An 11,883-nucleotide genomic window follows, 5' to 3' on the forward strand; every position below is an offset into this window, starting at 1 on the left:
AGGCGATGATCGCCCTCCTGCTCGTCTCGGCCGCAGCTCCGCTCTCGGCGCAGCAGTCGATGCCCGTCGAAAAGCGGGTCGACAAGCTCGAGAAGGAAATGAAGGCCGTCCAGCGGAAGGTGTTTCCGGGCGGGGCGCAAACCTATTTCGAGCCGGAGATCAAGCCGCAGGCGGCGGCTCCGGCTCCGGCGGGCTCGCCTGCCGACGCGCCGGTGATCGACCTCACGCGCCGCGTCGACGCGCTGGAAAAGGCTCTGGCCGCGCTCACGGGCCAGGTCGAGCAGAACAGCTATAATCTGCGCAAGCTCGAGGATCAGTTCGCCAAGATGAAGGGCGATGCCGAATTTCGGCTGAACACGCTGGAGGGCAAAACCCCGGCCGCACCGGGCGCCGCAGCACCGGGGGCCAGCCTCCCTTATGTCGTGCCCCCCGCGCCAAAGCCGGGTGCTGCCACCGCCCCTGCGGTGACCGCTCCGGCAGCCACCACGCCGGCGCCTGCCGCGACCCCGCCGAGCGGCAATCCCGGCAAGGACGCCTATATGGTCGGCTATGATCTCTGGATGGCGAAGAAATATCCGGAGGCGATCGCTGCGCTCAAGGCGATGTACGCCAAATATCCCAAGGACAAATATGCCAGCTATGCCCGCAATCTCGCGGGCCGGGCCTATCTGGACAATGGCCAGTATAATGAGGCGATCCGCGAGTTCTTCGAAAATACCAAGGTCGAAGAGGGTGAGCGCGCGCCGCACAGCTATGTGTTCATGGCCGAGGCGCTGATGAAGCGTAAGCCGCCGCTGTTCGACAAGGCCTGCCAGGCCTATGAGGTGATGTCGGCCAAATATCCCGAACAGGTGGCGAGTGGCCCGCTGGCGCAGATGGTCGCCAAAGGCCGGGCCGATGCCAAGTGCAAATAGGCGGCTGATCGCCCGCTGCCTTCGCCAATCCCGGTGCTCATGAGTGAACGGCGGGATCTGGTGGAGCGGTTTCGGGCCGATCTCGACCGTCTCTTGCCCGATCCGTCAGCGCGGATCGGGCTTGCCGTTTCCGGTGGGCCGGACAGCATGGCGATGCTGCTGCTGGCGGCCGAGGCTGTGCCCGACCGTATAGACTGCGCGACGGTCGATCATGGCCTTCGCGCCGAAGCCGCGGTCGAGGCGGCGCTCGTCGCGGAGGCCTGCGCCAGACTTGGCGTGTCCCACAGCATATTGAGGGTCGAGGTCGAGCGCGGGGCCAGCATCCAGGCCGCCGCACGGGCGGCGCGCTATGCTGCTCTGGAAGACTGGGCAGCGGCCGGCGGGCTCATGGCGATCGCCACGGCCCACCATGCCGATGACCAGGCGGAGACGTTGCTGATGCGGCTGGACCGGGGTGCGGGGCTATCGGGATTGGTCGGCATTCGTGCATGTCGTCCGCTCGGCCGCGTCATGGTGATCCGCCCTCTGCTCGGCTGGAGGCGGGAGGCGTTGCGCGCGGTGGTGGCCGATACTCCGACCGTCGACGATCCCAGCAACAGCGATCCGCGCCACGACCGCAGCCGTGTGCGCCGGTTGCTCGCGACCCTGGACGGGCAAGTCGACATCGACCGCATGGCCATGTCCGCTGTCCATCTGGCCGAGGCGGAGGAGGCGCTCGCCTGGACGGTGGAGGAAGCGATGCGGTCGCGCGTCACCTCCTGTCCTAATGGACGCATCCTTGCCGACGTGGAGGGGTTGCCGCGCGAGATTACAAGACGGATACTCGCCAGGCTGATCGGCGGTGCCGATTCGCACGTGGATGGCCCTACGCTGGACAGCGCCATGAGGCGGCTGGAGCAAGGGTCGACCGCGACGGTGGGACGCCTGAAACTGTCGCCCGGCCGCCGCATCCTGATCGAGAAAGCTCCGCCCCGGCGCTGAAAGGGGCGCCTGTTCGATCTGTTCCATTGTTATTAAGCCGCCGATGCCTATCTTGCCCTCTGAAAGGCAGACCTGACCGATGAATGAAGACAAAGAGCCGAAGCAGCCCAATCCGTGGATGAAGAGCCTCGCCATATGGATGGGTATCCTTCTTCTGCTCGTCGTCTTCGTCTCGATCTTCGAGAGTTCGGCGCGCACGGGGCCTGGGGAGCAGATCGCCTATTCCGAGTTCCTCGCCCGCGTCGATGACGGCGCGGTGCGTGAGGCCGACATCGGGGACGGCGTCGTCAGCGGCAAATTCTCGAACGGCTCCGCCTTCACGACCAATGCGCCCAGCGATCCGATGCTGATCCAGCGCCTGTCCGAGAAGGGCGTTACCTTCCGCGCCAAGCCGGCCGAGCAGACCAGCTTCTGGATGATCATGCTCTACCAGTCGCTGCCCTTCCTGCTGATCCTGGGCATCGCCTTCTTCGTGATGCGCCAGATGCAGAAGAATGCCGGTTCGGGCGCCATGGGTTTCGGCAAGTCGCGGGCCCGCATGCTGACGGAAAAGCATGGGCGGGTGACCTTCGACGATGTCGCCGGCATCGACGAGGCGCGCGAGGAACTGCAGGAGATCGTCGACTTCCTGAAGGATCCCACCAAATTCGCCCGTCTCGGCGGCAAGATTCCGAAGGGCGCCCTGCTGGTCGGCTCGCCCGGGACGGGCAAGACGCTGCTCGCCCGCGCGATCGCGGGTGAGGCGAACGTGCCCTTCTTCACCATCTCGGGTTCGGACTTCGTCGAGATGTTCGTCGGCGTGGGCGCGAGCCGCGTGCGCGACATGTTCGAGCAGGCGAAGAAGAACGCGCCTTGCATCGTCTTCATCGACGAAATCGACGCGGTCGGTCGCCATCGCGGCGCCGGCCTCGGCAATGGCAATGACGAGCGCGAGCAGACGCTGAACCAGCTTCTGGTCGAAATGGACGGCTTCGAGGCCAATGAAGGCATCATCATCGTCGCCGCGACCAACCGTCCCGACGTGCTCGATCCTGCGCTGCTGCGTCCGGGCCGCTTCGACCGTCAGGTGGTCGTGCCGCGCCCCGATATCGAGGGCCGCGAGAAGATCCTGGCCGTGCACATGAAGAAGGTGCCGCTGGCCCCCGACGTCAATGCGCGCACCATCGCGCGCGGCACTCCGGGCTTCTCCGGCGCCGACCTCGCCAATCTGGTCAACGAGGCGGCACTTCTGGGGGCGCGCAAGGGCAAGCGCCTCGTCGCGATGAAGGAGTTCGAGGAGGCCAAGGACAAGGTCATGATGGGCGCCGAGCGCAAGTCGATGGTCATGACCGAGGACGAGAAGAAGTCCACTGCCTATCATGAGGCTGGCCACGCTCTCGTCTCGCTCCACGTGCCCGGCTGCGACCCGCTGCACAAGGTGACGATCATCCCGCGCGGTCGTGCTCTCGGCGTGACATGGAACCTGCCCGAGCGCGACCGTTACTCGATGTCGATGAAGCAGATGAAGGCGCGGCTCGCGCTCTGCTTCGGCGGCCGCATCGCCGAGCAGATCATCTATGGTAATGACGAGCTGAACACGGGTGCCTCCAACGACATCCAGCAGGCGACCGACATGGCCCGGTCGATGGTGATGGAATATGGCATGTCCGAGAAGCTCGGCTGGCTGCGTTACCGCGACAATCAGGACGAGGTCTTTCTGGGTCACTCGGTCGCGCGCAACCAGAGCGTCAGCGAGGCGACCGCGCAGATGATCGACCAGGAGGTCCGCCGCCTGATCGAGGAAGCCGAGCAGACTGCACGCAAGGTGCTGACCGACAATATCGATGAACTGCATCGCCTCGCCGAAGCACTGCTCGAATATGAGACGCTGTCGGGCGAAGAGTCGAAGCGGGTCATCAAGGGCGAGGATATCGGCCGCGACCAGGGCAACACACGTACCCCGGCCGCGATGAACTCGGGTGGATCGTCGATCCCGAAGAGCCGCCGCCCGGGCGGTTCCGGTGGCGGCAACTGGGGCGAACCCAAGCCCGCCTGAGGCTATTGCCCAGCAAAGTTGAAGGGCCGGCCCGCAATAGCGCGCCGGCCCTTTTCTTTTGTGGAGGAGGGGCTTCAAGAGGCTCGCCGGGCGTCCTCCAGCGCCATCGCGGCGCCCTTTTCGGCAATCATCAGCGTCGGCGAACTCGTATTCCCCGACACGATACGGGGCATCGCCGAGGCGTCTATCACGCGCAGGCCGCCGATGCCGCGCACGCGCAGCCGTTCGTCGAGAACCGCCATCGGATCGCCATCGATCCCCATCGCCACCGTTCCCACAGGGTGGAAGATGGTGGTTGCGAGATCGGCTGCTGCCTGCAGTAGCGCCTCGTCGCTTTCGGCCGCGGCACCGGGGCGATATTCCTCCGGCCGGTATTTTGCCAGGGGTTGCTGCGAGACGATCCGCCGCGTGAGCCGCAGCGATTCGACCGCAACGCGCCGGTCCTCGTCGGTCGACAGATAATTGGGGCGGATGCGCGGGGGCAGAGCGGGGTCGGGGCCGGCGAGGTCGACCCGCCCCCGGCTGGTCGGCCGCAAATTGCAGACGCTGGCGGTGAAGGCGCCGAAGCGGTGCAGGCCGTCGCCCCATTTGTCGAGTGACAGCGGCTGAAAATGATATTGGAGATTGGCGCGGTCCCGATCGGGGGAGGAACGCGCGAAAGCCCCCATCTGCGAGGGCGCCATGGTGAGCGGCCCCTTGCGGAACAGCAGATAGTCCCAGCCCATCTTCGCGCGCTTGAACAGATTGGCATAGTCGCTGTTGAGCGTGCGGACGCCCGACACCTTGTAGATCGGGCGGATCTGCAGATGGTCCTGCAGATTGGCGCCGACGCCTGGCAGGGCATGGCGAACGGCGACTCCGGCGTCGGTCAGCCGCTCCGGGTCGCCGATGCCCGACAGTTGCAGCAGCTTGGGACTGCCGATCGCGCCCGCTGCCAAGATGGTCTCGCGGCTTGCCCCGGCGTGATGCAGTTGCCCGTTTTTGCGAAAAAGGATTCCGGTGGCGCGGCCATGCTCGATCGTGACGCGCTCGATCTCGACACCGGTTTCGAGCCGCAGATTGCGGCGCGAGAGCGCCGGCTTGAGGAAGGCGCCCGCCGCGCTGACCCGCCGGCCATTGCGCTGGTTGACCTGGAAATAGGACGAGCCTTCATTGTCGCCGCGGTTGAAGTCGGCGATCGGCGCGATCCCGGCTGCCTCTGCGGCTAAGCGGATCGCGTCCAGTATCTCCCAGCTGATGCGGGGATGTTCGACGCGCCATTCGCCCCCGGCGCGATGAAAGCGCCCATCGGCGGCGCAATGATCCTCATGCGCCAGAAAATGCGGCAGGACGTCGTCCCAGCCCCAGCCGGTCAGACCCAGTTGCCGCCATCCGTCATAATCGGCAGCCTGACCGCGCATATAGACCATTGCGTTGATCGACGAGCATCCGCCGATCACCTTGCCGCGCGGATAAGCGAGCTTGCGCCCGCCCAGACCAGCCTCGACCTCGGTCTCGAACAGCCAGTCGGCGCGGCGGTGGCCGATCGCGAACAGATAGCCGACCGGAATATGGAACCAGATCCAGTCGTCCTGCCCGCCCGCCTCGAGCACCAGCACCCGGTTGCGCGGATCGGCGGACAGGCGGTTGGCGAGCAGGCTGCCGGCGGTGCCGGCGCCCGCGATCACATAATCATAGCTGCCGAAGTCGATCGCCGCTTCGACCGCGCGGGATTCCGCCATTGCAACCCTCTCGCCGCTTCTTTCCGACGGGCATAGCGCCAGCCGGGGCGGTCGCCCATCGGCGGAAAGATCAGGTCGGCTCGCGTCGGTCGGCCGTCGCGATCAGGGCCGGCCGATCGAGCTGTACTCGAAGCCGGCTGCGCGCATCTGCTCGGGGGGGTAGATGTTGCGCAGATCGACGATCGTCGGCGACTTCAGCAAGCGGCGGACCCGGTCGAGGTCGAGCGCGCGGAACTCGTTCCATTCGGTCACGAGGACCAGCACCTCGGCGCCGTCCATCGCCTGATAGGCATCGTCGGCGAATTCGACCCCGTCGAGCATCGCTTCGGCCTGATGGCGGCCTTCGGGATCATAGGCGCTGACCTGTGCACCGTTGTCCTGCAGCACGCGGACGATATCTATGCTGGGGCTGTCGCGCATGTCGTCGGTGTTGGGCTTGAAGGTCAGGCCGAGCAGCGCGATCTTCTTGTCCTTGACCGATCCGCCCGCCGCCGCGATCACGCGCCGTCCCATCGAGCGCTTGCGCTGGCTGTTCACGTCGACCGTCGCCTTGACGATCTGCAGCGGGATTTCATGGTCCTCGGCAGTCTTGAGCAGGGCGGTCGTGTCCTTGGGGAAGCAGGAGCCGCCATAGCCGGGCCCTGCATGCAGGAACTTGCTACCGATACGCTTGTCCATGCCGATGCCCTGGGCGACCGCCTGAACATTGGCGCCGGCCTTCTCGCACAGATCGGCGATCTCGTTGATGAAGGTGATCTTCACCGCCAGGAAGGCGTTGGCGGCATATTTGATCAGCTCGGACGTCGCGCAGTCGACGAACAGGATCGGCACCTCGCGCAGCGACAGCGGACGATAGATGTCGCGCAGCACGGCCTTGGCATTGTCGTCGGACACGCCGCAGACGACGCGGTCGGGCCGCATGAAATCCTCGATCGCGGAGCCTTCGCGCAGAAATTCGGGGTTGGAGGCCACCTCGATCCGCAGGTCGGGGCGGGCCTTCTCGACGATTTCCGCCACCTGCTTCGCGGTACCGACCGGCACGGTCGACTTGGTCACCATGACGCAAGGCTTCGTCAGCGCCTTTGCGGCCTGTTCCGCTGCGGCGAACACATAGGACAGGTCCGCATGGCCGTCGCCTCGGCGTGACGGAGTGCCGACCGCGATGAAGACCGCATCGGCGTCGCGTACGCCCTCGGTGATGTCGCTGGTGAAGCTCAGGCGGCCCGACCGGCTGTTGCGGCGGACGAGGTCTTCCAGGCCCGGCTCGTAGATCGGGATCTGCCCCGCCTTCAGTTTGGCGATGGTCGCCTCGTTGATGTCGACGCAGGTCACGTCATGGCCGAACTCGGAGAAACAGGCTCCGGAGACGAGGCCGACATAGCCGGTGCCGATGATCGCCAATCGCATCGTTATATCCTTGTCGTTGCGCACGGAAACAGGCGCGTCGTCCGGCTGCATAAGGGCGCAGCCGTGACAATTTCAACTCAGCTCGGGAGCGTCCCGTTACTCGACGGTCACCGATTTGGCGAGGTTGCGCGGCTGATCGACGTCGGTGCCCTTGGCGACCGCGACATGATAGGCCAGCAACTGCACCGGGATCGCATAGACGATTGGCGCGATCAGCGGGTGGACCTTGGGCATGGTGATCGTCGCCATGCAGCCTTCGCCCGCCGCCGCCACGCCGTCATAGTCGGAGATCAGCACGACCTTGCCGCCGCGCGCCTGGACCTCCTGCATGTTCGACACGGTCTTTTCGAACAGCGGGCCCGACGGCGCGATGACGATCACGGGAACCTTGTCGTCGATCAGCGCGATCGGGCCATGCTTCATCTCGCCGGCGGCATAGCCCTCGGCATGGATATAGCTGATTTCCTTGAGCTTCAGCGCGCCTTCCAGTGCGATCGGATAGTCGGTGCCGCGACCGAGATAGAGCACGTCGCGGGCGGTGGCGATCGTGCTGGCCATTGCCTCGATCGTCGCATCATAAGCGAGCGCGCCGTTGATCGCGGCGGGAGCCTCCGACAAATGCCGCACGATGTCCTTCTCCTCGCGCTCGGACAGACGTCCCTTGGCGCGGGCGAGATTGGCGGCAAGTGCTGCGAGCACCGCCAGCTGGCAGGTGAAGGCCTTGGTCGAGGCGACGCCGATCTCCGGACCGGCATGAGTCGGCAGAAGCAGGTCGGCCTCGCGCGCCATGGTCGAGGTGGGGACGTTGACCACCACCGCGATCTTCTGGCCCTCGGCCCGCGCGTGGCGCAGCGCCGCGAGCGTGTCGGCGGTTTCGCCCGACTGGCTGATGAACAGGGCGAGGCCGCCATCCTCCATCACCGGCGCGCGGTAGCGGAACTCGGAGGCCACATCGAGGTCGACGGGCACGCGGGCGAACTGCTCGAACCAATATTTGGCGACCATGCCCGCGTAGAAGCTGGTCCCGCAGGCGACGATCGTCACGCGGCGGATCGAGCCGAGGTCGAATTCGGGGACGGGCAGGGAGACTTGATCCTCCAGCCGGCGGACATAGGATTTCAACGTCTGGGCGACGACGATCGGCTGCTCGTAAATCTCCTTGAGCATGAAATGGCGGTGGTTGCCCTTGTCGATCGTCAGGTTGGACGCGCCCGACAGGACGATCGGCCGGTCGACCGGCTGGTCTTCGCGGTCGTAGATCTGGGTCTTCTCGCGGGTGATGACGACCCAGTCGCCCTCGTCGAGATAGCTGATCCGCTGGGTGAGCGGAGCCAGCGCCAGGGCGTCCGAGCCCAGATAGGTCTCGCCATTGTCGCCATAGCCGACGACCAGCGGCGAGCCGAGGCGGGCGCCGATCAGCATGTCCGGGTTCTGGCGGAACAGGATCGCGAGCGCGAAGGCGCCGTGCAGGCGCTTGAGATTGGTGCGGACCGCCTCGACCGGGTCCATGCCGGCTTCGACATCGGCCGAGATCAGATGGGCCACGACCTCGGTGTCGGTCTGGCTTTCGAATGTCCGTCCCTTGGCGATGAGTTCGTCGCGCAGCGGCTTGAAATTCTCGATGATGCCGTTGTGGACAAGGGCGACTTCGCCGGTGGCGTGCGGATGGGCATTGTCCTGGGTGGGCGCGCCGTGCGTCGCCCAGCGGGTGTGGGCAATGCCGATCAGGCCGGGCAGCGGCTCTGCGTCCAGCTTGCGGGCGAGATTGTCGAGCTTGCCCTCGGCGCGGCGCCGCTCGAGCTGGCCGTCATGGATGGTGCAGATGCCGGCCGAGTCATAGCCGCGATATTCGAGCCGCCGAAGCCCGGCGACGAGCCGCTCCGAAACGTCTTCCTTGCCCACAATGCCGATAATGCCGCACATCGACCTTAAGCCCCACCAGAGTTCAACCGCGCGTGGCTATGATCGAGCCACGATGAATGCCGACTTACGAAAGCCGGCGACGTTGCATCAGCCCTTGGCCGCCTTCTTTGCCTTCATCGCTTCGCGGAAGCGCGTGGCCCAGCCGTCGCGGGCTTCCTGCTGACCGCGCGCGACCGCCAGCGCGCCGGCCTCGATGTCGCGGGTGATCACAGATCCCGCTGCCACCATCGCGCCGTCGCCGATCGTCACCGGCGCCACCAGCGCGCTGTTCGATCCGATGAAGGTGCCTTCACCCACCACCGTGCGATATTTGAGGAAGCCGTCATAATTGCAGGTAATCGTGCCCGCGCCGATGTTCGCCTTTGCGCCGATCTCGGCGTCGCCGATATAGGACAGGTGATTGGCCTTGGCGCCCTTGCCGAAACGCGCCTTCTTGACCTCGACGAAATTGCCGATCTTGGCCTGTTCGCCGATGTCGGCGCCGGGACGCAGCCGGGCATAGGGGCCGATCTCGGCCTCCGCGCGGACATGCGCGCCCTCGATATGGCTGAAGGCGTGGATCGTCACCCGGTCCTCGATCGTGACGCCGGGACCGAAGACGACATTGGGCTCGATCACCACGTCGCGCCCGACCTTCGTGTCATGCGCGAACCAGACCGTCTCGGGCGCGATCAGCGTCGCGCCGTCGGCCATCGCCTGCAGGCGGCGGCGCTGTTGCCATTCGCGTTCGACCGCGGCCAGCTCGGCCCGGCTGTTGACGCCGGCGACTTCCCACGCCTCCGCCTCGATCACGACCGATCGTTCGTCCTGCGCGCGGGCGATGCGGACGATGTCGGGCAGATAATATTCGCCCGCCGCATTGTCGTTGCCGACCTGCGCCAGCAGCGCCCACAGCCGCTCGCCGCGCACCGCCATCAGCCCCGAATTGCACAGGTCGACCGCGCGCTGTTCGGGGGTGGCATCCTTAAACTCGACCATGTCCTCTATCGTGCCGTCGGACGCTGCGAGGATGCGGCCATAAGCGAGCGGATCGGCCGGACGGAAACCGAGCACGACCGCGACCGGGGCATCGGCCTGGGCGAGGCGGTCGAGCATGCGCCGCATCGTCGCGGCGGGCACGAGCGGCACGTCGCCATAGAGGATCAGGATATCGCCCGCGAAGCCCGACAGGCCCGCTTCGCCCTGCTGCACCGCATGCGCCGTGCCCAGCTGCGGCTCCTGCGTCGCCACGTCGACGCCCAGCGGTGCGACGAAAGCTTCGACCTGTTCGCGCCCCGCGCCGGTGACGACCAGCTTGCGCGCGGCCCCCAGTTCGTCGACCGCCGCGATCAGATGGCCGAGCATCGGCCGCCCCGCGACCGGGTGCAGGACCTTGTGCAGATCGGACTTCATGCGGGTGCCCTTGCCGGCGGCAAGGATCAGGGCGGCGAACGGACGGTGCGTCATCCGCGACGCTCTGCCACGAAGCGCTTGCCTTTTCCATATGGGGCGGGCGATGGAGCGCGCCATGGCTGCTGATTTTCCCTTCGACGTCGTCGCTTTCGATCTGGACGGCACCCTTGCCGACACCGCGCCGGACCTGACCGCCGCGCTGAACCACGCTCTGGGTGCGCTGGGACGCCCGCCGGTGCCGCCCGAGGACGTTCGCCACATGGTCGGCCATGGCGCGCGCGCGCTGCTCCAGAAAGGGCTGGCGGCCACCGGTGAGATGACCGAAGCGCTGGTCGAGCAGGGCTTCCCGATCTTCATCGCCTATTATCTCGACCATATCGCCGACGGGACGACGATCTTTCCGGGGCTCAACAACGCGCTCGACGCCCTGGCAGCGCGCGGGGTGAAGCTGGCGGTATGCACCAACAAGGCCGAGAATCTGGCCCGCCGCTGTATCGACGAACTCGGCTGGGCCGACCGCTTCGACGCGGTGGTGGGCGGCGACACGCTGCCTGTCCGCAAGCCCGACCCGTCGCCGCTGTTCGAGGCGATCGCGCGCTGCGGCGGGGGCAGGGCGGCCTATGTCGGCGACTCGATCACTGACACCGACACCGGCCGCAACGCCAATATCCCCACCGTCGCGGTCAGCTTCGGCTTCTCCGATCGCCCGCCCGGACAGCTCGACGCGACCGCGCTGATCCACCATTTTGATGACCTCATTCCCACGCTCGAACGGCTGGGGCAGGACGAGCAGTGGATGCGCTGTCCGATCTGCGGCTCGGTGCGCTTCGAAGGGGTCGGCTCCCGGCCGCACATCACCTGCGCCGGCTGCGGCTCGAACGTCCGGGCGCGGCTGCTGTGGATGATGCTCGAGCGCGAAGGGCTGCTCCGTCCTGGCCTGCGCGTCCTCCACTTCGCGCCGGAAGCCTGCTTCGCGGAGCGTTTCCGCGACCTGTGGGGCGAGGGCTATGATCCGGTCGACTTCGATCCGTCGCTCTTCCCCCATGTCCCCGGCATCCGCGCGATGGACCTAGTCCGCGATGCGGCGGCGCTGCCGTCCGAAAGCTACGACCTGATCATCCATTCGCATGTGATGGAGCATATTCCCGGCAATGTGACGGCGGTGCTCTACCATCTCCACCGCGCGCTGAAGCCCGAGGGCAAGCAGCTCTGCTGCATCCCGATCATCCCCGACGCGCATTCGGCCGAGGACCTGGGCCCGCTCGAACCCGCCGATGCGACCGCACGCTTCGGACAGGATGACCATGTCCGGCGCTTCGGCGGACTGGATGTCCAGCAGACCCTCGGCATGATCTTCCGCCTGCCCGAGCATTATGATCTCACGGACGCGTTCGACGAGCCGACCCTGATCCGCAACAATATCCCGCGCATCGAGTGGCGGCTGTGGTGCCCGAGTTCGGTGCTGGTGCTGGGCAAGGAGGATTTGCTGCTGCGGGGGGCGTGAGAATTG

At 66.2% G+C, this 11,883-nt stretch carries 8 protein-coding genes; 4 read left to right on the forward strand and 4 right to left on the reverse strand.

Translation table 11 applies throughout. From position 1 onward, the window contains the following. Positions 1-5 precede the first annotated feature (5 nt). The 3 genes from ACNI3R_RS08445 to ftsH all read left to right on the forward strand — a co-directional run bounded on the left by ACNI3R_RS08445 (position 6) and on the right by ftsH (position 3,930). Positions 6-914 carry a tetratricopeptide repeat protein gene (locus ACNI3R_RS08445; protein WP_426181941.1) on the forward strand — a complete coding sequence of 303 codons (909 nt, stop codon included), beginning with the start codon at positions 6-8 and terminating at the stop codon, positions 912-914. Positions 915-974: 60 nt separating this feature from the next. Continuing rightward, a complete protein-coding gene (gene tilS / locus ACNI3R_RS08450) occupies positions 975-1,895 on the forward strand; it encodes a tRNA lysidine(34) synthetase TilS (RefSeq protein WP_426181944.1) in 921 nt (306 codons plus the stop codon). Between the two features lie 79 nt (positions 1,896-1,974). Continuing rightward, complete coding sequence (ftsH, locus tag ACNI3R_RS08455; RefSeq protein ID WP_426181947.1) at positions 1,975-3,930, forward strand: ATP-dependent zinc metalloprotease FtsH; 1,956 nt, start codon at positions 1,975-1,977, stop codon at positions 3,928-3,930. A 74-nt stretch (positions 3,931-4,004) separates the two neighbouring features. Here the strand turns inward: ftsH and ACNI3R_RS08460 are convergent, their stop codons facing one another. The 4 genes from ACNI3R_RS08460 to glmU form a co-directional block, all read right to left on the reverse strand. Continuing rightward, positions 4,005-5,651: a GMC family oxidoreductase gene (locus ACNI3R_RS08460; protein WP_426181949.1), complete on the reverse strand. Its 1,647-nt coding sequence runs from the start codon at positions 5,649-5,651 to the stop codon at positions 4,005-4,007. Positions 5,652-5,753: 102 nt separating this feature from the next. Continuing rightward, on the reverse strand, positions 5,754-7,058 hold the full coding sequence (locus ACNI3R_RS08465) for a UDP-glucose dehydrogenase family protein (RefSeq protein ID WP_426181951.1): 1,305 nt from the start codon (positions 7,056-7,058) through the stop codon (positions 5,754-5,756). Between the two features lie 96 nt (positions 7,059-7,154). Continuing rightward, positions 7,155-8,981, reverse strand: coding sequence for a glutamine--fructose-6-phosphate transaminase (isomerizing) (gene glmS / locus ACNI3R_RS08470; RefSeq protein ID WP_426181954.1), 1,827 nt, complete (start codon positions 8,979-8,981; stop codon positions 7,155-7,157). A gap of 87 nt (positions 8,982-9,068) precedes the next feature. Continuing rightward, positions 9,069-10,427 (reverse strand): bifunctional UDP-N-acetylglucosamine diphosphorylase/glucosamine-1-phosphate N-acetyltransferase GlmU, encoded by a 1,359-nt coding sequence (glmU, locus tag ACNI3R_RS08475; protein ID WP_426181956.1) that lies wholly within the window; start codon positions 10,425-10,427, stop codon positions 9,069-9,071. Between the two features lie 61 nt (positions 10,428-10,488). Here glmU and ACNI3R_RS08480 point away from each other — a divergent pair, with 61 nt between their 5' ends. Then, entirely contained in the window at positions 10,489-11,877 is a 1,389-nt protein-coding gene (locus ACNI3R_RS08480) for an HAD-IA family hydrolase (protein ID WP_426181958.1), read from the forward strand. Positions 11,878-11,883 lie beyond the last annotated feature (6 nt).

The sequence above is a fragment of the Rhizorhabdus antheiae genome (genome assembly GCF_049889055.1).
GTDB lineage: Bacteria > Pseudomonadota > Alphaproteobacteria > Sphingomonadales > Sphingomonadaceae > Rhizorhabdus.

Bases quoted from the DNA above. Each gene is read 5' to 3' on its own strand.
- glmU (WP_426181956.1), bottom strand. From the start codon at position 10,427: ATGACGCACCGTCCGTTCGCCGCCCTGATCCTTGCCGCCGGCAAGGGC.
- ACNI3R_RS08460 (WP_426181949.1), bottom strand. From the start codon at position 5,651: ATGGCGGAATCCCGCGCGGTCGAAGCGGCGATCGACTTCGGCAGCTAT.
- ACNI3R_RS08445 (WP_426181941.1), top strand. From the start codon at position 6: ATGATCGCCCTCCTGCTCGTCTCGGCCGCAGCTCCGCTCTCGGCGCAG.
- ACNI3R_RS08465 (WP_426181951.1), bottom strand. From the start codon at position 7,058: ATGCGATTGGCGATCATCGGCACCGGCTATGTCGGCCTCGTCTCCGGA.
- glmS (WP_426181954.1), bottom strand. From the start codon at position 8,981: ATGTGCGGCATTATCGGCATTGTGGGCAAGGAAGACGTTTCGGAGCGG.
- ACNI3R_RS08480 (WP_426181958.1), top strand. From the start codon at position 10,489: ATGGCTGCTGATTTTCCCTTCGACGTCGTCGCTTTCGATCTGGACGGC.
- ftsH (WP_426181947.1), top strand. From the start codon at position 1,975: ATGAATGAAGACAAAGAGCCGAAGCAGCCCAATCCGTGGATGAAGAGC.